We start from the raw sequence: 21,892 nt of genomic DNA on the forward strand, positions 1-21,892 counted from the left end.
CTGTCGTCGCCGGGGTGTGCGACCCGCGAGGAGCGACCCGTTGAAGATCGTGCGTGGCTCTGTCATGCTGCCCTGTCTCGTGTGCGTTTCATGCAGTTTGGGGGGAATCAGATGAGGGCTCGGCTGGGTGTGCTCGTGGTCGTGGTCGGTCTGCTGGCAGCGGCGTGCGGTTCGCGCACCGATGATCAGGCCGTGGTGGCACAGGGTGGCGGCACCGACTCCACCGAACAGGCCGGTGAGCCGCCCGAAAGCGGGATCGAGTCGCCCTGCGGGGAGGGCGACGCCTCGGGTGCCACCGACACCGGCGTGAGCGACGAGTCGATCACGATCGCCAACGTCGCCGACCTCGCCGTGCCGGGTCTGCCCGGGCTCTTCCAACAGAACCAGGAGGCGGTGGAGGCCTTCGTGGCGTACTGCAACTCGCTCGGGGGCATCCTGGGTCGTGAGCTCGTGCTCGAGAAGCTGGATTCCAAGCTCACCGAGCACCTCCAGGCGGTCGAGAAGGCGTGCGGCAGCGCATTCGCGATGGTGGGCAACGGCTCGGTCTTCGACGACGCGGGAATTCCGGCCCAGCTCGAGTGCGGCATTCCCAACGTTCCGGGCATCACCGGCTCTCCCGAGGCAGGGGGCGAAACGACTCTCACGGTCCAGCCGATCCCGAACCCGCCCGACTCGTGGGCGACCGGCCCGGGCCGGCACGTCGTGGAGCAGGCGCCCGATGCCGCCGAGCACGCTGCGATGTTCGCCGCTCCGAGCGCGGCGCGACGCCAGGCCGACGCTCAGGTGGAGTCGTACGAGGAGATCGGTTTCGAGTGGATCATCAACGACGACATCGGGATCGGGGAGAGCACGGCCGACTGGCAGCCTCGCGTCAAGTCCGCGAAGGACAAGGGTGCCGAGTACGTCTACGTGCAGGCCGAGGACGTCGATCTGGCCAACTTCCTGCTCGAGGCCGAGACGCAGGGATATGCCCCCGAGTGGGTCGATGCCGGCCAGCAGGTCTACAACGAGGCCTTCCTCGAGGCGGCGGGCGCGACGGCGGAGGGAGTTCACGTCTACGTGACGACCGTCCCCTTCGAGGAGGCCGACACGAGCGAGATGATGCAGACGTACCTCGACTGGCTCGAAAAGACCGTCCCGGGTGCCTCACCGGACGCTCTCGGCGTGCAGTCGTGGTCGGCGGGGTTGCTGTTCGCGACGGCGGCGAAGGCGCTGGGGAGCGACCTCACCAGAGAGGGGCTGATGGACGAGCTGCACTCGATCACGGAGTGGAACGGACTCGGCATGCACGTCTTTGCCGATCCGGGTGAGAACATCGGGACGAACTGCTACATGTACGTGCAGGTGCGCGACGGGGAGTTCGTGCGTGAGTTCCCCGACGAGGGCTTCGAGTGCATCGACGGCAACCGTCTCCCCGTGTCGACCAAGTAGTGAGCGAACGACGGGACGCCCGGTGCGTCGACCCGGGTGAACAGCTCTGTGACGAGCACCGTGGACAGCACTGTGAACCGAGCGCGCTTTGAACATCGTGCGTGGCTCTGTCATGCTGCCCTGTCTCGTGTGCGTTTCATGCAGTTTGGGGGGAATCAGGTGAGGGCTCGGCTGGGTGTGCTCGTGGTCGTGGTCGGTCTGCTGGCGGCGGCGTGCGGTTCGCGCACCGATGATCAGGCCGTGGTGGCACAGGGTGGCGGCACCGACTCCACCGAACAGGCCGGGCAGCCGTCCGAAAGCGGGATCGAGTCGCCCTGCGGGGAGGGCGACGCCTCGGGTGCCACCGACACCGGCGTGAGCGACGATTCGATCACGATCGCCAACGTCGCCGACATCGACGTACCGGCCGTGCCCGGGCTCTTCCAGCAGAACCAGGAGGCGGTGGAGGCCTTCGTGGCGTACTGCAACTCGCTCGGGGGCATCCTGGGCCGTGAGCTCGTGCTCGAGAAGCTGGATTCCAAGCTCACCGAGCACCTCCAGGCGGTCGAGAAGGCGTGCGACAGCGCATTCGCGATGGTGGGCAACGGCTCGCTCTTCGACGACGCAGGGCTCCCGGCGCAACAGGAGTGCGGGATCCCGAGCGTGCCGGGCATCACGGGCTCCCCCCAGGCGTCGGGAGAAACGGCGTTGATGGTCCAGCCGATCCCCAACCCGCCGGATTCGTGGGTCAAGGGTCCCGGGCTCCACGTCATCGACGAGGCGCCGGACGCTGTGAAGAAGGCCGCGATGTTCGCCGCACCGAGCGCCGCACGCCAGCAGGCGGATCTACAGGTGGACATCTACGAACAGATCGGTTTCGAGTGGATCATCAACGACGACATCGGGATCGGGGAGAGCACCACCGACTGGCAGCCCCGCGTCAAGTCGATGAAGGACAAGGGTGCCGAGTACGTCTACGTGCAGGCCGAGGACGTCGATCTGGCCAACTTCCTGCTCGAGGCCGAGACGCAGGGATACGCCCCCGAGTGGGTCGATGCCGGCCAGCAGGTCTACACCGAGGCCTTCCTCGAGGCGGCGGGCGCGACGGCGGAGGGACTCCACATCTACGTGACGACCGTCCCCTTCGAGGAGGCCGACACGAGCGAGATGATGCAGACGTACCTCGACTGGCTCGAAAAGACCGTCCCGGGTGCCTCACCGGACGCTCTCGGCGTGCAGTCGTGGTCGGCGGGGTTGCTGTTCGCGACGGCGGCGAAGGCGCTGGGGAGCGACCTCACCAGAGAGGGGCTGATGGACGAGCTGCGCTCGATCACGGAGTGGGACGGTCTCGGCATGCACGTCCCCACCGATCCGGGTGAGAACATCGGGACGGACTGCTACATGTACCTCCAGGTGGAGGACGGGGAGTTCGTGCGTGAGTTCCCCGACGAGGGCTTCGAGTGCATCGAGGGAAACCGTCTCCCCGTGTCGACCAAGCAATGAGTGAGCGGGCGGCGACCGGCACATGGGCGGGTGAGCAGTGGATGAGCAGCGGATGAGCAGCGCGATCGACAGTGGGAGCGACGCCGGAACACGGCGGTCGTAGAGGCGTGGACGCCCGGGACTTCCTCGAGTTCACGGTCTTCGGCCTGACGGCCGGCGGCATCTTCTTCGTGTCGGCGAGCGGTCTCGTCGTGACCTACGCCACCACCGGCGTCTTCAACTTCGCCCACGGTGCCGTCGGGATGATGGCTGCCTTCCTCTACTGGCAGCTCACGGTGGAGTGGGGCTGGCCAGCGCCGCTGGCGATCGTGCTGATCGTCGTGGTGGTCGCGCCGCTGTTCGGCCTCCTCATCGAACGACTCCTGATCCGGGGCCTCTACGGCGCGTCGCTGGCCACGACGCTGGTGGTGACGGTGGGCCTCCTGGTCGGCCTCATCGGCATCGCCGGGGAGCGCTGGCCGCCACAGAGGCGAGTCGTGTCACCCTTCTTCCAGGGGGAGGGCTTCGATCTGCTCGGCGTCTTCGTCACCTGGCATCGCGCGATCACGTTCCTCGTCGCGGTGGCGGTTGCGGTGGGCCTGCGCATCCTCCTCTACAACACCCGAATCGGCACCACGATGCGAGCGACGGTCGACGACCGCGACCTCGTGGCGCTCAACGGAGCGCGTCCCGCGTGGGCCGGAGCGGCAGCCTGGGCGCTCGGTGCCTCCCTGGCCGCCCTCGCGGGAATCCTCCTCGCGTCGGCCTTCTCCTCCCTCGACATCATCGTCATCACCCTCCTGGTCGTCGACGCCTACGCCGCGGCCGTTGTGGGCCGGCTTCGCAGTCTTCCCCTGACGTTCCTCGGGGCGATGATCCTGGGGCTCCTCGTCAACTACACCGTCGGCTATCTCCCGTATGCGTTCGCGGATGATCGGCTGCCCCGCTACCTGCAGTCGCTGCCGAGCGCCATTCCCGCGATCATGCTCTTCGTCGTCCTGTTGCTGCTTCCGCAGGCACGGCTGCGCGGTTCGCGGCTCATCTCGGCCTCCAAGGTCAAGGTGGCGTCATTCGGCGCGTCTCTCCTCGGAGGTGTCGTGCTCGTCGTGGCGGCGGTGCTCGTCGTGCAGTTCGTCTCCCGCGACAATGTCTTCGAGCTCGGGAAGGGCCTGGGCCTCTCACTCGTGATCCTCTCGCTTCTTCCGCTCACCGGGTACGCGGGGCAGGTGTCGCTGGGCCAACTCGCGTTCGCGGGAGTCGGAGCCTGGGCCATGGTCGAGTTCGGGGACACGAGCCCCTGGTTGGGGCTATTGATGGCGGTGGTGATCACGGCGGCGGTCGGCGCCATCGTCTCGCTCCCCGCTCTTCGTCTCGACGGTCTCTATCTCGCGCTCATGACGCTGGCCTTCGCCGTCTTCATGGAAGTGCTCATCTTTCCCCTGGAGAGCATGTTCGGGCCCGGCTCGAACCTCGTCCCACGCCTCGACCTGCCCTGGCTCTCGATGGACAGCCAGGGGACGTACTTCGTGTTCATGGCGGTGGTCTACGCGCTGCTGGCCATCGGCATCCTGGCGATGCGGCGCGCGGCGTTCGGGCGTCGGCTGATAGCAATGCGCGACAGTCCCGCGGCGTGCGCCACGCTCGGCATGAGCACGAACCGTACGAAGCTCCTGGTCTTCACGATGTCGGCCGCCATTGCCGGCCTCGGCGGTGCCGTCTACTGGGGATTCACGGGAACCGTGACGGCCGTCGAGTTCACGATGGTCGCGAGCCTCCTCATCCTGCTGCTGGCGGTGATCGGAGGGGTTTCCACGGCGAGTGGAGCGCTGCTCGGCGGGTTCTTCTTCGCCCTCATTACGATCATCTCCCAGGAGGTTCCCGAGCTCGACTGGCTGCCCGCCATCGCACCGGCCGTGGTCGGGATCTCGCTGGCACGCAATCCCGACGGCGCAGCGGCCGAGATCGCCGGACGGCTGCGCGATCAGTTCTTCGGGCGCCGCACGAGGGCCGACGGCGACATGGAGCACGATCCACTCGCCGATCTCGACGCGTCACTTCCACTCGGTGCGGACCTGACGCCCGTTCAGGTCGAGGCACTCGACCGTGAGCTCGCCATCGAGGAGGTGTCCGTTGCCAGTCACTGACACGGTCCCCGACACCGACCCCGACGCGACTCCGGTGCCGGCCCTCGAGGTCGTCGGCGTCACCGTGGGTTTCGGAGGCCTTCTCGCGCTCGACGACGTGACCCTCGACGCCCAGGCCGGAATCGTCACGGGTCTCATCGGCCCCAACGGCGCGGGCAAGACCACGCTGTTCAACGCCATCTGCGGCCTCCAGTCCATGCAGCGGGGGCAGATCAGCCTCTGCGGGCGGCCCATCACCCGCTCCGCTCCCCATGTGCGAGCGCGTCGCGGCCTGGCGCGCACGTTCCAGCGCCTCGAGGTCTTCGGATCGTTGAGCGTGCGCGACAACGTCCGCGTCGCCGCGGAGATCCACAACGTGTTCAGTGACGTCACCGGTGAGGCCGACGCCGTCGTCGACCCGATCCTCGAACGCGTCGGGATCGGCGACATCGCCGACGAGTACGTCGACGCACTGCCCACCGGACAGGCGCGCCTCGTGGAACTCGCACGGGCGCTGGCCACCGAGCCGAAGGTTCTCCTGCTCGACGAGCCTTCCTCGGGACTCGACCCGTCCGAAACCCGCGAGATGGGCACGCTCCTGACCGAGATCGGCTCCGAGGGTCTGGCGATACTGCTGGTGGAGCACGACGTCGGCCTCGTCATGAGCACCTGCGCCAGAATCCACGTGCTCGAGTTCGGGACGGTCATCGCGCAGGGCACGCCCGACGAGATCCGTGGCGACGAGCAGGTCCAGGCTGCATACCTGGGGAGCTCCACGACATGACGAAGTGGAACCGTGCGCCGGAGGAGACCGGTCCGACAGGGAGCACTCCGGGTGCGGTCACTCGTACTGAGCGAGACGACACCGGGCGCGACGCGTGGGAGGCGGTGTTCGGACCGGTGGAGCGACCGGCGCTCGAGCTCCGTTCGGTGAAGGCGGCGTACGGGAGGATCCAGGTTCTCCACGGAATCGATCTCGTCGTGCCCACGGGGAGTGTCGTCGCTCTCCTCGGTCCGAACGGTGCCGGCAAGTCCACGACCCTCAAGGTGGCGTGCGGTCAGCTGGAGCCCACGGCCGGGGGTCTGGTGGTCGGCGGCCGCCTGCTGAACGGCGTCTCCCCCGCGGCTCTCAGCCGGGTCGGTGTCTGCACGATTCCCGAGGGCCGCGGCGTGTTCCCGAACCTCACGGTGCGCGACAACCTTCGGATGGCCACCTACGCCGGTGCGTCCCTGGCCGACATCGAGGAGCGGACCTACGACCAGTTCCCCCGCTTGGGGGAGCGGCGCCGGCAGCTCGCGGGAACCATGAGCGGTGGCGAGCAGCAGATGCTCGCGATGGCCCGGGCGCTCACGACGAACCCCGCCGTGCTCCTCCTCGACGAGCTCTCGATGGGCCTGGCGCCCCGCATCGTGGAGGAGCTCTACGAACAGGTCGGCCGGATAGCGGCGGACGGCGTGTCGATCCTCATCGTCGAGCAGTTCGCCCGCACCGTGATGCAGGTGGCCGACGCACTCGGCCTCATGTTGTCGGGCCGCATGGTGAAGATCGGCAGGCCCGACGAACTCGAAGACGATCTCTCGCGCGCCTACCTCGGCGCCGAGGTGTGACAGGAAGGGTAGGTTGGAGCCGTGACACAGACCCAGGATGCCGACAGCAACACCGACGGCGCACCAGGAACCGACACGCTCGACGCCGCGTCGACGCGTGCCGAGGAGTTCGAGCGCGAGATCGGCGATCTGCGCGCAACTGCCGGATCGGCGGCCGTCGAGGCGAGGATGCTCGTGATCGGCATGATCTGTGTGGCGGCCGGGCTCGTGGCCATCGCGCTCGGCTACTGGGGCGCGGCGGGCACCGCCGTGCTCAACGTGCAGATCTCGTATCTCATCAGCGGTGGGATATTCGGAATCGGCGTCACGATCGTGGGTGCAGGGCTCTACCTGCGGTTCACGACACAGCGGTTCTTCCGCTTCTGGCTGATCCGACTCGTCTACGAGCAGCGGGCGCAGACCGACCGCATCATCGAGGCACTCGAGCGCGATCGCAGTCGGTAGCGCGCCGGTGAGCTCGGACGTTCCCGAAGACCTGGCACGGATCGAGTCCGATCTCCAGGCCGCCGGTGCTCCGTTCGAGACGAGGACCGAAACGGTGCTGGGCGAGGAGCTCGAGGTCTTCGCGACCCGCATGGGGTCGTTGCGTGAGCTCGTCGAGGCCTCCACCGGGTTCGGTGACGCCGAGTACCTGATCTTCAGCGACGGTGAAAGCTCCCGTCGCTTCACGTTCGCCGAGCACCATCGACTCGTGGCCTCCACCGCCGCCGCCCTGGCGGACCGCTACGGCGTCGGGCCCGGTGACCGCGTGGCGATCCTCGGTGCCAACTCGCCGGAGTGGATCGTCACCTTCTGGGCCACCGTGTGCCTCGGCGCGGTGGCGGTGGGGCTCAACGGCTGGTGGACCGGACCGGAGATCCGCTACGGGCTCTCGGACTCCTCCCCGAAGCTGCTCGTCGCCGACCGCAAGCGCCTCGAGCGCCTCGAGGGTGCCGATCCCGGCGTTCCGTGCGTGGTGATGGAGGACGACATGGCGGAGCTGTGGGAGTACGCACCGGATGCCCGTCTGCCCGACACGCCGATCGACGAGGACGACCCTGCTCTGATCCTCTACACGAGCGGGACGACGGGCCGGCCGAAGGGAGCCATCCACACGCACCGCAACGTGATCGCGCTCCTGGGTGCCAACTTCTTCCACGGGCTGCGCATCATGCTGCTGCACCCACCCGCCGGGGACGCCCCGCCCAACTGCCAGCTGGTGACGAGCCCTCTCTTCCACGTCTCGGGGCTCCACAACGCCGCCATCGTCTTCCTCGCCGGCGGTATCCGCTCGGTGTGGACGATCGGGCGCTTCGATCCCGAGACGGTCATGTTGCTCACCGAACGGGAGAGGGTCACGGGATGGTCCGTCACACCGACGATGCTGCGTCGCGTCGTGGAGCATCCCGCCGTCACCGACTACGACCTGTCGTCGGTCCGCAGCGGCGGTGGCGGCGGAGCGGCCTTTCCCCGGGAGCTCCAGAGACGCACGAAGGAGCTGATCCCCGGGCTTCGATCCACGCTCGGTGTCGGCTACGGGCTCACCGAGTGCTCGGCGCTGGTGAGTCTCAACACGGGTGAGGAGCTCGACCGCTACCCCGACTCGGTCGGTCGGCCGCTCCCCACCGTGCAGGTCGAGATCCGTGATCCCGTCACCGGCGAGGCGCTGCCCGACGTCCGCGACGGTGAGATCCATGTCCGGAGCCCCCTGGTCATGCTCGGGTACTGGAACCGCCCGGAGGAGACCGCCGAGGTGATCGGCCCCGGCCGCTGGCTGAGGACCGGCGACATCGGCCACATGGAGAACGGCCGTTTGTTCCTGGCGAGCCGCAAGCGCGACCTCATCCTCCGGGGCGGCGAGAACGTCTATCCCGTGGAGATCGAACAGCGGCTCGAGGAGCATCCTGACGTGCACGAGGCGGCTGTGGTGGGGGTTCCCGACGACGACCTCGGCCAGGCGGTGCATGCTGTGGTGGTGCCCGCCGACGGAGCGTCACCCGACACCGAGGAGCTCCGTCAGTGGGTCGGCGAGACACTGGCGTACTACAAGGTCCCCGCCACGGTGGCGTTGCGCCCGGAGCCTCTCCCGCGTAACGCCACGGGGAAGGTCGTGAAGCAGCAGTTGGAGGACAATGCGCCCACCATGTTCGTGGAGGAGTGAGGGGAGACGTCCGTGCCCGTCCATCTCGGTGGCCTCGTGGCGCCCGGCCACACCGCCCTGGTTCTCCAGGAGGTGCAGCAGGGCGTGGTCGGTGAGCCGTCGGTCCTCCCCGCGCTGGCCGCCGAGGCGGCGTCGGCCGGCCTCGTTGCGAGCTGCGCGCGCCTCGCGACCGCCGCTCGCGCGGCGGGAGTTCCCGTCATCCACTGCACGGCGGCGACGCGTGGCGACGGGCTCGGAGCCAACCGCAACGCACGCCTGTTCGCGGGCGTCGCGAAGGCGCCGGTGGCGCTCATTCCCGGGTCCACCGCTGTCCTGCCGCCCGATGAGATCGGTGTCGACGACCGCGACCTCGTCCTGGAGCGCTACCACGGGCTCGGTCCGATGGCGGGTACGCAACTCGAGCCGGTGCTGCGCAACACGGGAGTCACGACGATCGTGGGTGTCGGGGTGTCGGTGAACATCGGTGTCACCAACCTCGTCCTCGACGCCGTGAACCGTGGCTTCCAGATCGTGGTGCCACGCGATGCCGTCGCCGGTGTGCCACGCGAGTACGCCGACGCCGTCCTCGACAACACGCTGAGCCTGCTGGCGACCCTCACGACCACCGACGACGTCGTGGCCATCTGGGGATCTTCGCAGTGAGTGGTTCACGCGCCGCGCTCGGCCTACGCGACGTCACCGTCCGCTTCGGTGGTGTCGTCGCACTCGACGGCGTCGGGCTCGACGTGGGCACCGGCGAGCTGTGTGGGCTGATCGGCCCGAACGGGGCCGGGAAGACGACCCTGTTCGACGTGATCTCGGGTGTCCGGCACCCCGACAGCGGCAAGGTGCATCTCGACGGCGTCGACGTCACGTCGGCCTCGGCCGTTCGACGGGCGCGCAGTGGGCTCCACCGCACATACCAGCGCGCACAGGTCTTCGGCTGGTTGAGCGTTGAGGACAACATCCTGGCCGCGCTCGAATGGCAGGGAGGTGGAGGAGGGGCGGTCGGCGATCTCGTGCGGCTTCCCACTCGCCGACGCCGCGAGCGGTCCCGTCGCGCAGAGGTCGACGAGGTCCTCCGCTCCTGCGGCCTGGCCGATGTCCGGACAGCCAAGGCGTCGGCGCTGCCGATCGGCCAGGCACGCCTCGTGGAGCTCGCCCGGGCCGTCGTGGAGCCGCCTCAGCTGCTGCTCCTCGACGAGCCGACGTCCGGCCTGGAGGAGCGCGAGGCCGAGCGCCTCGGCACGATCGTCGGGGAGCTGCGTGACGCCGGTACAGCGGTGCTGCTGGTCGAGCACGATGTCGGATTTGTCATGCGCCACTGTGACCGTGTCGTCGTCCTCGACCGCGGTGCCGTCCTCGCGACCGGGACCCCCGAGGAAGTCCATTCCGACGCGTCGGTCCGGGAGGCGTACCTCGGAACCACGTAGCGGCTACTGTCCGCGGAGCGAGAACGCGAGACGGGGGGGTATGTCGTGGGACGGTGGCGCGCAGCACTGGTGGGTCTGGCGGTCGTGGCGTTGGTGGCGGCGGGGTGTGAGAGCACCACCGACGATGACGCAGACGACGACTCCGGCAACGAGTCGTCGACCGAGGAGCCCGCCACGCGCACGACGCGCGGCGTCACCGACGACAGCATCAAGATCGGCGGGATCTACTTCAACGTCAACTTCTCCGGTGCCGATGTCGGCGCCGAGGCCCGCGTGAAGCGTGCCAACGACGAGGGTGGCGTGAACGGGCGCATGATCGAGCTCGTGAGCGTCACCCACGACAACAACGACGCCGGCGCGAACCTCGAGGAGGCCCGTCGTCTCGTCACCCAGGAAGAGGTCTTCGCGATCGCTCCGGTGGCCACGGCGGCGGCGTCAGGATCGGTCGACTTCCTGATCGAGGAGAACGTCCCCTTCTTCGGGTGGGGGATCGATCCGGCGTTCTGTGGCAACGAGATCGGCTTCGGCTTCACCGGCTGTGTCACCGATCCCGACCTCCAGAAAGGCAGCAACGCCCTCGGCACCGCCCTGAAGGAGAACTTCGACGGTGACGCCGACAAGACCGTGTCGATCGTCGCCGACGACTCCGACTCGGGGAAGGGCGGCCTGCGCCTGTTGACGGCCTCGCTGGAGGACGTCGGGTTCAGCGTGCCCTACGCCGAGGCGACGATCCCCGCTCCGCCGGCGACCACGTCCGACTTCACGCCGTTCGTGAACGACCTCATGACCAGCAGCGACGGCGGGGCTCCCGACGTGATCCTGGTGCAACTGAGCAATCTCGACGCCGCCGGGCTGTCGGGCGCGCTGAAGGCCGCCGGCTTCGACGGTCTCATCATCACACCCCTCTACAGTCCGCTACTGCTCGGCAGCGAGCAGGCGGCCACCGACCTCGACGGGACAGCCGTGATCATGCAGGTGCAGCCCTACGAGGTCGATCCGAAGCCCGAGGCACTCCAGCAGATGCTCGACGACGTCGCGGCGGTGAGCCCCGACGAGCCTCTGGGCCTCGGCCTGGCGGCGGGCTACTGGTCGGTCGATTTCTTCCTGTCCGTGCTGGAGGCGACCGGTGACGACGTCACCGTCGAGACCTTCCTCCAGACGGCCAACGACGACTTCGGCTGGGAGGCCGAGGACGTGATCGGCCCGTCGACATGGCCGACGAACCATGATCAGCCGGTTCCGTGTGCGGCGCTCCCTCTCGTCAGTGACGGCGCCTACGTGCCGAACGTCGACCTCGTGTGCGGCGAGGTCGTCGACGTGGAGTGACGCCGGAATCGGAGAGCGATCGCCGTTGCCGGCGTGCCGTGACATCAAAGCGGCCGCAGACCGAGATGCTGTCGACCCGTGAGTGAGTTCCTCAGCCTCGTCGTCAGCGGGGTCGTGTCGGGCGCCATCTACGCCATCCTCGCCTCGGGGCTGGTGCTCACCTTCCAGACGTCGGGGATCTTCAACTTCGCGCACGGCGCCGTGGCGTTCGCGACGGCCTTCTTCTACTTCCAGCTCAACCAGCCCACGGCCGACGGTGGTGTCGGGATGCCGATGCTTCCCGCCGCACTCCTGGCGATCCTCGTGTTCGCGCCGCTCCTCGGGTGGGTTCTGGACCGTGTGCTCTTCCGGCGCCTGGCCACCGCTCCCGAGTTCGCCCGGATCGTCGGGACGGTGGGCCTCGTCATCGCACTCCCCGCTCTGTGCGAGTGGTCCGTGGCGAAGCTCAACGAGATCCTGGACTGGACGCTCCCCGACACCACGCTCGTCATCCGCCCACCCGGCCTCGGCCCGGTCCCCAAGAAGACCTGGACCCTGTTCGAGGGCGTGACCGTCGACAGCAACCAGCTCATCGTCCTCGCAGCGGCGGCCCTCAGCGCGCTGGTGCTCTGGCTCGTCCTGCGCCACACACGCCTCGGTCTCGAGACCCGTGCCGCCGTCGACCGTCGCGACCTCGCGCAACTACGCGGTGTCGACGTGGAGTGGACGTCGTCGGTGTCGTGGATGCTCAGCGCGACCCTCGCCGGCCTGGCCGGCGTGGTCCTGGCACCCATCTTCGAGATCACGTCGCTGACCTTCCTGATCCTCACCTTCGCCTCGTTCGCCGCCGTCGTGTTCGCCGGCCTGCGCTCGCTTCCGTTGGCGTTCGTCGGTGGCCTCGCCGTCGGGGTCATCCAGAACCTCGTCCAGGGCTACGCTCCGCCGGTCCTGGAGGACGTCACCGGGTTTCGCACCGCGGTGCCCTTCATCCTCCTGCTGCTGGCGCTGTTCGTGTTCCTCGGTCGCGGAGTCGGCCGGGCCGGGGCGGTCGTTCCCGAGGACCATCCGCCACCCGACCACCGGGAAGGGCTCCCGGCGTGGCGGCGTCGACTGCCCTGGATTCTCGCGACGGTCGGCTTGACGGTGTACGTCCAGTGGATCGCGGACGACTTCTGGGCGGGGCTCGTCGCGCAGGGGCTCGTGCTGGGGCTCATCTTCCTGTCGTTCGTCGTCGTGACCGGACTCGGCGGTGCGGTGAGCCTCGCGCAGGCGACCTTCGTGACAGTGGGCGGGTTCACAGCAGGGTGGCTCGTCAACCACCAGTGGCCGTCGTCGACGCCTCTGCTCATGAACAACGGCCGCTTCAACTTCCTCGTGGCGGCGCTCGCCGCAGCGGCCGTTGCATCGGTCGTCGGGCTCTTCGTGGCACTGCCGTCGCTGCGCTTCGGCGGGTTGGCACTCGCTCTCGCGACGCTGGCGCTCGCTTTCATCGGTGACCAGCTCGTGTTCCAGCTCGATTCGGTGAGGAACAGCTCGTCGGGGTGGTCGGTGCCGGCACCGCAGCTGGGCCCGTTCGACCTGGGCCAGCCTCGCACCATGTCGATGGTGCTCCTCGCTCTCGTGTTGCTCGGAGCGCTGCTGATCCACAATCTCCAGAACTCCTCCACCGGTCGTGCCGTGCTCGCTGTCCGGTCGTCGGAGGTCGCCGCGCGCACGACGGGGATCTCGCCCGTGCGGGCACGGCTGTTCCCGTTCGTCATCTCGGCGGCGATCGCCGGACTGGGTGGAGCCTTCTTCGCCGTCGTGAACAGCCCGATGACGAACACACGCGCGCCGGCGATCCTCGGACTGATCTGGCTCACCGTCACTGTCACGTTCGGCGTACGCAGGGCGGGAGGGGCCGTCCTCGCCGGGCTGGTGTTCGCCACGACACCGGCGCTGCTCGACGGCGTCGCCACCTGGTCGGGAGCCCCGTGGGCCTGGATCCCCGACGACGTCCGCGTCGCCCTCGATTCGGCCGCCGTCCCCATGATCCTGTTCGGGTTCGGCGCCATCTCCCTGGCCCGCAACCCCGACGGGCTCCTGGCGCTCGTCGGGGGCCGGGCACGTCGCTCCGGACGTCGTGATACGGGCGACGCGGTGGACGAGAAGCGGGCGGCGCGCACCACCACGGACGTTGCGAGCACCGCCGAGCGCTCCACCGAGGACGGACGCGCTCCCGCCCTCGCGCTCGAGCAGGTCCGGGCGGGCTACGGCGACGCCGAGGTGCTGCACGGTGTCGACCTGGCGGTCCACCCGGGCACCGCCGTCGCTCTCCTCGGTGCGAACGGCGCCGGGAAGTCGACGCTCTGCTCGGTCGCGGCAGGGCTCATCGACCCCTGGGGCGGCCGGGTGTTGCGGGCGGGCGAGGACGTGGGCGCCACGCCGACGTTTCGTCGGGCGCGGGGCGGGCTGTACCTGGCGCCCGAGGCCCGGGGGGTCTTCCCGGACCTCACGGTGGAACAGAACCTGGCGCTGCACCTGCCGGACGGTGACGGGCGGGACCGCGCGTTCGGGCGTTTCCCGCTGCTCGCCGACCGGAGATCACAGCCGGCCGGTCTCCTGTCGGGAGGCGAGCAGCAGCTGCTCACGCTGGCGCCGGCACTCCTCCACCCACCCGACGTCCTCGTCGCCGACGAGCCCACCCTCGGACTGGCGCCGATCGTCACCGAGCAGATCATGTCGATGGTGGAGGAACTCCGGGACAGCGGCGTCGCGGTGCTGCTCGTCGAGGAGAAGGCCCGCGAGGCACTCGAGGTGGCCGACGTCGTCGCCTTCATGGAGCTCGGTCGTGTCACGTGGGTGGGTCCGCGTGAGGAGGCGGACGCCGAACGGCTCGCCGCTGCGTACCTCGGGGTGGAGGACACGTAGGGTCGCGCCATGCTCCGACGACTGCTGGTGGCCGCGACCGCCCTTGTTCTCATCCTCGCCGGCTGCACCGGTGGCGACGACGATCCGGTGGAGCCCGACACACGTACGACGACGGGCGTGACCGACGACGAGGTCATCGTGCGAGTGCCCGAGGGCGCCGAGCCCCACGCCGTGGTCGGTGCGGCGGCGCGTATCGAACGCACCAACCGCGAGGGGGGTGTGCAGGGACGCCGTGTGCTCCTCGAGGACGAGCCGACCGGGGACACCTTCGCCCTGCTCCCAGCGGCGGACGACTCCCTCGACCCGGCGGCGGGTGACGACGACGGCACGACACCCGACATCGTGAACAGGCCCGTGTTCGGCGCCGCCCACAACGGGTCGTTCTGCTCGGTGGACTACGCCTTCTCCGTGATCGGCTGCCAGGCCCAGCCCAGCTCCATCTGGGGCGACCTCGTGGCCCTGGCCGGCGACTTCGGCGATAGCGACCGCACGGCGTTGGTGATGGCGCTCGAGGGATCGGCCGCCGATCTCGTCGTGGAGTCCTTCGAAGCCGCTGGCTTCACGACCACGACCGTCGGCGACGACGTGTTCGACTCCGTGCCATCGGTGGTGGCGACGGTGAACGAGGCCGACCCGGACGTCGTCGTGTTCCCGTCGGCGTACGAGGACACGAACCTCGCGGCTCACGCGTTGATCGACGCCGGCTACTCGGGAGTGCAGACCGTGCAGACAGCCGGTCCACCGCCTCCCACGGCTTCTGGCGGTCGGGGTCTGCCGGAGGGCACGACCGTGCTCACGGATTTTTCCCCCTTCGAGTCGGCCGACGAGAATCCGATCGTGCAACGACTCATCGACGACGTGCGCGAGTACGAGGAGACGAAGGGACTCGACCCGACGCCTCTGAGTGACGATCTGGCTGCCGGGTACTGGGCGGCCGACGCCTTCCTCGATGTCCTCGACGCCACCGGGTCCGACCTCACGGTGGAGAGGTTCCTCCAGAGGGCGAACGACGACTTCGAGTGGCAGGCGGAGGCCACGGCGGGCCCCGCCTCCTGGCCGCGCAACCACCGGGTCCCCGTTCCGTGCGGCTCGCTCGTGCGGTACACCGCCGACGGCACCGAGACGGCCGTCGGCTACTCCTGCGGACGCAACCTCACCTGAGGGCACACGACCCGATCGGACGCGGTACGCACTACGGTCGCCTCCGTGGAGGAATCGATCGGGATCGCGGTCGTGGCGGCATTCGTCGTTTCCTACGCCGCGGTGTCGGCACGGCTCTCGCGCACCTGGCTCACCGGCCCGATCGTATTCGTCACGTTCGGGTACCTGGTCGGTCCCGACGTGCTCGACGTGGTGCCACTCGGTCTCGAGAGCGAGCTCGTGCGGATCCTCGCCGAGCTGACTCTGGTGCTCGTGCTGTTCACCGACGCCGCCCGGATCCACCTGCGGGAGCTACGCCGGGAGAGCAGCCTGCCGATCCGCCTCCTGGTGATCGGGATGCCTCTCACGATCGCCGGGGGTGCCGCCGTCGCCTACGGCCTGTTCGACGTGGCGCCGTGGAGCGCACTCCTGCTCGCCGCCGTCCTCACGCCCACCGACGCGGCACTCGGCCAGGTGGTGGTCGCCAGCCCCCGTGTGCCCGGGAGGATCCGACAGACCCTGAACGTCGAGAGCGGGCTCAACGACGGCATCGCTGTCCCGTTCATCACACTGTTCATCGCCGGGGCGTCGGCGACCCAGAGCGTCGAATCGGCCGACTTCTGGGTGCGCTTCGCCACGAAGCAGATCGGCTTCGGCGTGCTCGTCGGGATCGGTATCGGTCTCGTGGGGGGATGGCTCGTCGATCGCGCCACGGAATCGGGCTGGATGGACGGGACGTTCCGTCAACTCGCCGTACTGTCGCTCGCCGTCGGAGCGTTCTTCACCGCCGAGGAGATCGACGGGAACGGTTTCATCGCCGCCTTCGTCGCCGGCCTGGTGGTGGGGAACGTCACGCGAGATGTGTGCTCCGGGATCTTCGACTTCACCGAGGAGGAGGGCCAGCTCCTGGCGCTGATCACGTTCATGATCTTCGGTGGCGCCTTCGTCGGTCCGACGCTCGGGGAGCTCACCTGGCAGGTCGCTCTCTACGCCGTTCTCAGCCTGACGCTGATCCGCATGGTTCCCGTCGCCCTGGCACTGGCGGGCGCCGGGCTGCGCCGTGACACCGTTGCCTTCGTCGGGTGGTTCGGCCCGCGGGGCCTGGCGTCGATCGTGTTCGGCCTCCTCGTGCTCGAGAGCGCCGACGTGCCCGCCCACGAGGAGATCTTCACGGTCGTCACGTGGACCGTGCTGGCCAGCGTCTTCGCCCACGGGCTGAGCGCCGTCCCGTTGTCCGACCTGTACGGTCGCCGCGTGGAGGCGGCGGCCGAGGAGCCGGGGATGGCGGAGATGGAACCGACGGTCCACCACCGGCTCCGTTGGGTGCCGCACCATCTCCGCGGCGATGACGAGTCGATCTGACGGAGTGTCAGGTCTAGGCTGCGCCCCATGAGCGACTTCCCGAGGATCATCTCCGTCGACGACCACGTGGTGGAGCCCGCCGACGTCTGGCAGGACCGCCTCCCGGCCAGGTACCGCGACGTCGGCCCGCGGGTGGTCACCGAGCCGCTGGGCGACATGGTCTTCAAGGGCGGCAAGTTCACCTACGAGCGCGGCACCGAGGGGCCGATGTGCGACTGGTGGCTCTACGAGGATCTCGAGTGGCCGCAGACGCGCCTGTCGGCCGCGGTCGGATTCGACCGCGACGAGGTGAAGATCACCGCCATCACCTACGACGAGATGCGCGACGGCTGCTACGACCCGACGGCCCGCCTCGCCGACATGGACGTCAACCACGTCGAGGCCTCGCTCTCGTTCCCGACGTTCCCCCGGTTCTGCGGCCAGACGTTCATGGAGGCGAACGACAAGGAGCTCTCCGACCTCTGCGTCAAGGCCTACAACGACTGGATGTTCGACGAGTGGTGCGCCGGCTCCGACGGTCGGCTGATCCCGCTTCCGATCATCCAGCTCTGGGACGCCGAGCTGGCAGCCGCCGAGGTGCGGCGCAACGCCGAGCGCGGCGCGCACGCCGTGGCGTTCACCGAGATCCCACCGTTCCTGGGCCTGCCGTCGATCCACGATCCCGACGGCTACTGGGACCCGTTCTTCGCGGCGTGCGCCGAGACCGACACGGTCGTGTGCATGCACATCGGGTCGTCGTCGAAGATGCCGTCCACGTCGGCCGACGCGCCCCCGGGCGTGAGCTCCACGCTCACGTACATGAACGCGGCGATGTCGCTCACCGACTACCTGATGTCGGGGGTGTTCGAGAAGCACCCCGGTCTCGTCGTGGCCTATTCAGAGGGCCAGATCGGCTGGATCCCCTACATCCTGGAGCGTGCCGATGCCGTCTGGGAGGAGAACCGGGGATGGGCCGGTGTGCGCGACAAGGTGCTGAAGCCGCCGAGCCAGTACTACCGGGAGCACGTCTACGGGTGCTTCTTCAACGACGCCCACGGGCTGAACAACCTCGAGGCCATCGGTGTCGACACCGTCACCTTCGAGACCGACTACCCGCACTCCGACTCCACGTGGCCGAACACCCTGGAGATCGCCCAGCGCATCATGAAGGACCTCGACGACGAGACGATCCACAAGATCGTGCGGGGCAACGCCATCCGCATGCTCCACCTCGACCTCGACGGGTAGCGACGCTGCTCAGGCCACCCGGGTCGACATCGGAATTAGAACACGTTATATTTCTGATTCCTGGTTCGGCGGGGCCGCACCGCAGGCCGTTCATCTCCCGGGGGGCAGCACTCACAGATGGCACAGGCAACCGCGGCGCAGAGCCGCTCGCGTGACTACCGCCTCCTGATCGGCGACTCCTGGGTGCCCGGCTCGGCCGGCACCTACGAGGTCGTCAATCCCGCCACCGAGGAGGTCGTCGGCCAGGCGCCCGAGGGCACGGCCGATGACGCGCACGCTGCTGCCGCCGCGGCGAAGGACGCCTTCGAGAGCTGGTCGCAGACGTCTCCCTCGGAACGCGCAGAGCTCATGCGGGCGGCCGCCCGGAGGATCACGGAACGCTCCGAGGAGCTCATTCCGCTCGTGATCGCCGAGACCGGCTGCACCGCCACGGTGGGGAAGCAGATGCAGGTGCCGGTGGCTGCCAGTCGCTTCGAGCGCTACGCGCGTGGCGCGCTGGAGCCGTCGGTCATCCCGCTCCCGCCCCAGGAGGTGCCGGCGACGGCGCTGGCGCCCGGCGGGATCATGGGGGCGATGGCCCGCCGTGCACCGGTCGGGGTCGTCGCATGCATCACGCCCTACAACTTCCCGATCGTCAACATGGCCGGAAAGATCGGCCCTGCACTCGCCATGGGCAACACCGTCGTCGTGAAGCCCGCACCCCAGGACCCGCTGGCCGTCATCGAGCTCGTGGCCATCCTCGAGGAGGTCGGGTTCCCGCCCGGCGTCGTCAACGTCGTCACGGGATCGGGCCCCGAGACGGGCGAGGCACTCGTGGAGTCGCCCGACGTCGACATGATCAGCTTCACCGGCAGCACCGGTGTGGGCCTGGCCATCGCCGAAGCTGCCGGGCGCACGATGAAGCGTCTTCTCCTGGAGTTGGGTGGCAAGGGCGCCGGGATCGTGCGTGAGGACGCCGACCTGAAGAACGCCATCGGTCAGGTCGGCTCGGTCTGGTCGTTCCACTCGGGTCAGATCTGCACCGCGCCCACGCGGGCGATCGTGCACCGCTCGGTCTACGAGCCCTTCGTGGAGGGCCTCACGACGATGGCCGGGATGCTCACGGTCGGCGACCCGCTCGAGAAGGGGACCGTCGTGGGGCCGTTGATCAGCGCCGCGCACCGTGACCGTGTGGAGGGGTACGTGGGCATCGGTGCCGACGAGGGGGCCGAGGTCGTCGCCGGCGGCGGCCGGGCCGCCATGGAGAGGGGCTTCTACGTGGAGCCCACACTGCTCGCTGGCTGCCGCAACGACATGCGTGTGGCGCGCGAGGAGATCTTCGGGCCCGTGATCGTCGCCATTCCGTTCGACGACGACGAGGAGGCCATCGCCATCGCCAACGACAGCGACTTCGGCCTCTACGACTACGTTTTCACCGGCGACTCCGCGAAGGGGCTGGCGATGTCCCGTCGTCTGCGGGCCGGCAACGTCGGGATCAACACGGTGCAGCGCAACCACGAGACGCCGTTCGGCGGCACGAAGCTGAGCGGTGTGGGCCGTGACGGTGGCTCGTTCGGGCTCCATGCCTACAGCGAGCTCCAGTCCGTCGTGTGGCCCGGCTAGCCGCGAGTCGGCCAGGAACCGTTCACGCAGTTCGTACATCGACAGACGTCTACCGACACAGCAACAGGAGCAGTTCACCATGGAGTTCGGAATCTTCCACTCGGGCCACGTCCTCCACCAGGAGACCGACGAGGCGCAGCGCAAGCTCGAGCACACACGTCTCATGGACGAGGTCGAGGTCGGCGTCACCGGCGACAAGGTCGGCTTCAAGTACTCCTGGTTCACCGAGCACCACTTCCTCGAGGAGTACTCGCACGTCTCGGCGAGCGAGATCATCATGAGTTACCTCGCCGGTCGCACGGAGCGCATCCATCTGGGTTCGGGCATCTGGAACCTCACGCCACCGGTGAACCCGCCGGCCCGAACCGCCGAGCGCGTCGCGATGCTCGACCACGTGAGCGAGGGCCGCTTCGAGTGGGGCGTCGGCCGCGGGTCGTCGAGCACCGAGTACCAGGGCTTCGGCATACCCGACCCCGACACCACCAAGGCGATGGCCGACGAGGTGCTCCCGCAGGTTCTCGAGATGATGAAGCCCGGCCGCTACTCCTACGACGGCGAGTGCTTCTCGATGCCCGAGCGCATGGTGCTGCCCAAGCCCTACACGCAGCCCCACCCCCCGATCTGGATGGCGTGTGGGAGCCCCGCCACCTTCGAGAAGGCGGGCAGGATGGGAGTCGGCGCCCTGTGCTTCGCCATGGGTGCACCGTCGAAGCTCGCACCCCTCATCGAGACGTACAAGGAGGAGGTGGCACGGTGCAGTGATCCGGTCGGCGGCTACGTCAACGACAACGTGGCGTGCGTGAGCCGGCTGTTCTGCTTCGAGGACGGCGACCGGGCACGCGACGTGGCGACCAACGCCAACTCCGGCTACTACCAGAGCCTCGTGTTCAAGTGGCTCGACTCGGTGGCGAAGCCCGAGGGCGTTCCGGAGTGGCCCGAGCTGGTTCCCGAGCCGACGCCTGAGGAGATCCGCAGGGCTGTGGAGCTCGGTGTTCTCGTGGCCGGCGACCCCGAGGAGTGTGCGGGCGGCGTGCAGAAGTACGTCGAGGCCGGCGCCGACCAGATCATCTTCGGGTTGCTGAACAACATCATCCCGCTGGAGGTCGTCCAGGAGTCGCAGGAGACGTTCGGTAGGCACGTTCTCCCCGACTTCGACACCGACCCGGTCCACTCGACGACCCGTCAGCGCGACGAGCAGTTCGCCTGACAGCGGGCGGACGCGACGTGGGCATCGTTCCTGCCGGACGTCTCGCGTGGGGCGTGCAGCTCCCTGTCGTGGCCCAGTCGAAGATGGTCGCGTCGCCGTGGGAACGGGGACTCGGCGCAGGGCCTCTCGTGGAGTCGGCGAAGGCCGCCGATGGTGCCGGCGCGTTCTACGTCGCTGTGTGTGATCACACGGCGATCCCGCGCGCCGCGGCGGAGACGATGTCGACCACCTGGTACCACCCGTTCGTGACCTTGTCGTACCTCGCCGCCGTCACGGAGACGACACGTCTCATGACGAACGTTCTCGTCGGCCCGTTCCGCCATCCGCTCGAGACTGCCAAGGCGGTGTCGACTCTCGACGAACTGTCGGCCGGCCGGGCCCTGGTCGGTGTCGGAGCAGGACACGTGGAGGGGGAGTTCGAGGCGCTGGGCGTCGACTTCGCAGAGCGGGGGAGCACGCTCGACGAGTCGATCGACCTCCTGCGGGTTGCACTCGCCGACGAGTACCCCGCCTTCGACGGACCGACGCTCCACGTCCACGGCGTCGGGCTGGCGCCGCGTCCGGTCCAGGACCACGTGCCGATCTGGGTGGGGGGCTCCTCGCGGCCGGCGCTACGTCGAGCCGCTGAACGTGGCGACGGGTGGATTCCCCAGGGCACTCCCCGCGACAAGATGCCGGAACAGATCGAGTATCTCGAGCGACACCGTGACGACGTTCGCCCGGGCGCCGAGATCGAGATCGGCGCCATGGTGGGCTGTCACGTGGGCGAGGCCGAATGGGACGTCCCCCGGGGCGCTCTCGTTGCGTCTCCCGACGAGATCGTGGAGTCCTACAACGAGTACGGCTCCTGGGGCGTGAGCCACCTCCAGGTGAAGCTCCACGCCCGTTCCCTCGACGAGTACTGCGACCAGCTCGCCGCTTTCGGCTCGCAGGTCGCCCCCCACCTGATCCGTGTTTGATGTTT

The 21,892-nt window shown here is 68.7% G+C and carries 17 protein-coding genes; all 17 read left to right on the forward strand.

Features of this window, described 5'->3' with window-relative positions:
- The first annotated feature begins 111 nt into the window (after window positions 1-111).
- The 17 genes from R3A49_01230 (at window position 112) to R3A49_01310 (ending at window position 21,887) form a co-directional block, all read left to right on the forward strand.
- The gene (locus R3A49_01230; protein ID MEZ5169353.1) at window positions 112-1,431 is read left to right on the forward strand and encodes an ABC transporter substrate-binding protein; all 1,320 of its coding nucleotides are present in this window, start codon (window positions 112-114) and stop codon (window positions 1,429-1,431) included.
- Window positions 1,432-1,590: 159 nt separating this feature from the next.
- A complete protein-coding gene (locus tag R3A49_01235) occupies window positions 1,591-2,913 on the forward strand; it encodes an ABC transporter substrate-binding protein (GenBank protein ID MEZ5169354.1) in 1,323 nt (440 codons plus the stop codon).
- A gap of 107 nt (window positions 2,914-3,020) precedes the next feature.
- Window positions 3,021-5,036 carry an ABC transporter permease gene (locus tag R3A49_01240; GenBank protein MEZ5169355.1) on the forward strand — a complete coding sequence of 672 codons (2,016 nt, stop codon included), beginning with the start codon at window positions 3,021-3,023 and terminating at the stop codon, window positions 5,034-5,036.
- Complete coding sequence (locus tag R3A49_01245; GenBank protein ID MEZ5169356.1) at window positions 5,023-5,799, forward strand: ABC transporter ATP-binding protein; 777 nt, start codon at window positions 5,023-5,025, stop codon at window positions 5,797-5,799. Before R3A49_01240 ends, R3A49_01245 begins: the two co-directional genes overlap by 14 nt.
- Window positions 5,796-6,623 carry an ABC transporter ATP-binding protein gene (locus R3A49_01250; protein ID MEZ5169357.1) on the forward strand — a complete coding sequence of 276 codons (828 nt, stop codon included), beginning with the start codon at window positions 5,796-5,798 and terminating at the stop codon, window positions 6,621-6,623. The genes R3A49_01245 and R3A49_01250 overlap by 4 nt, the downstream gene beginning before the upstream one ends.
- 21 nt (window positions 6,624-6,644) lie before the next feature.
- Window positions 6,645-7,067 (forward strand): hypothetical protein, encoded by a 423-nt coding sequence (locus R3A49_01255; GenBank protein MEZ5169358.1) that lies wholly within the window; start codon window positions 6,645-6,647, stop codon window positions 7,065-7,067.
- A 7-nt stretch (window positions 7,068-7,074) separates the two neighbouring features.
- On the forward strand, window positions 7,075-8,763 hold the full coding sequence (locus R3A49_01260) for a class I adenylate-forming enzyme family protein (GenBank protein MEZ5169359.1): 1,689 nt from the start codon (window positions 7,075-7,077) through the stop codon (window positions 8,761-8,763).
- Between the two features lie 12 nt (window positions 8,764-8,775).
- Window positions 8,776-9,405, forward strand: a complete 630-nt coding sequence (locus R3A49_01265) for an isochorismatase family protein (protein ID MEZ5169360.1) — start codon at window positions 8,776-8,778, stop codon at window positions 9,403-9,405.
- Window positions 9,402-10,175, forward strand: a complete 774-nt coding sequence (locus R3A49_01270; protein ID MEZ5169361.1) for an ABC transporter ATP-binding protein — start codon at window positions 9,402-9,404, stop codon at window positions 10,173-10,175. The genes R3A49_01265 and R3A49_01270 overlap by 4 nt, the downstream gene beginning before the upstream one ends.
- 45 nt (window positions 10,176-10,220) lie before the next feature.
- Entirely contained in the window at window positions 10,221-11,501 is a 1,281-nt protein-coding gene (locus R3A49_01275; GenBank protein ID MEZ5169362.1) for an ABC transporter substrate-binding protein, read from the forward strand.
- A gap of 78 nt (window positions 11,502-11,579) precedes the next feature.
- Entirely contained in the window at window positions 11,580-14,390 is a 2,811-nt protein-coding gene (locus R3A49_01280) for an ATP-binding cassette domain-containing protein (GenBank protein MEZ5169363.1), read from the forward strand.
- 9 nt (window positions 14,391-14,399) lie between these two features.
- A complete protein-coding gene (locus R3A49_01285; GenBank protein ID MEZ5169364.1) occupies window positions 14,400-15,551 on the forward strand; it encodes an ABC transporter substrate-binding protein in 1,152 nt (383 codons plus the stop codon).
- Window positions 15,552-15,596: 45 nt separating this feature from the next.
- Complete coding sequence (locus R3A49_01290; protein ID MEZ5169365.1) at window positions 15,597-16,892, forward strand: cation:proton antiporter; 1,296 nt, start codon at window positions 15,597-15,599, stop codon at window positions 16,890-16,892.
- 27 nt (window positions 16,893-16,919) lie between these two features.
- The gene (locus tag R3A49_01295; protein ID MEZ5169366.1) at window positions 16,920-18,119 is read left to right on the forward strand and encodes an amidohydrolase family protein; all 1,200 of its coding nucleotides are present in this window, start codon (window positions 16,920-16,922) and stop codon (window positions 18,117-18,119) included.
- A gap of 117 nt (window positions 18,120-18,236) precedes the next feature.
- On the forward strand, window positions 18,237-19,721 hold the full coding sequence (locus tag R3A49_01300; GenBank protein MEZ5169367.1) for an aldehyde dehydrogenase family protein: 1,485 nt from the start codon (window positions 18,237-18,239) through the stop codon (window positions 19,719-19,721).
- A gap of 79 nt (window positions 19,722-19,800) precedes the next feature.
- Entirely contained in the window at window positions 19,801-20,928 is a 1,128-nt protein-coding gene (locus R3A49_01305) for an LLM class flavin-dependent oxidoreductase (protein MEZ5169368.1), read from the forward strand.
- 17 nt (window positions 20,929-20,945) lie between these two features.
- Entirely contained in the window at window positions 20,946-21,887 is a 942-nt protein-coding gene (locus R3A49_01310) for a TIGR03619 family F420-dependent LLM class oxidoreductase (GenBank protein ID MEZ5169369.1), read from the forward strand.
- Window positions 21,888-21,892: the final 5 nt, after the last annotated feature.

It is taken from the genome of Acidimicrobiia bacterium (assembly GCA_041394025.1).
GTDB lineage: Bacteria > Actinomycetota > Acidimicrobiia > IMCC26256 > JAOSJL01 > JAOSJL01.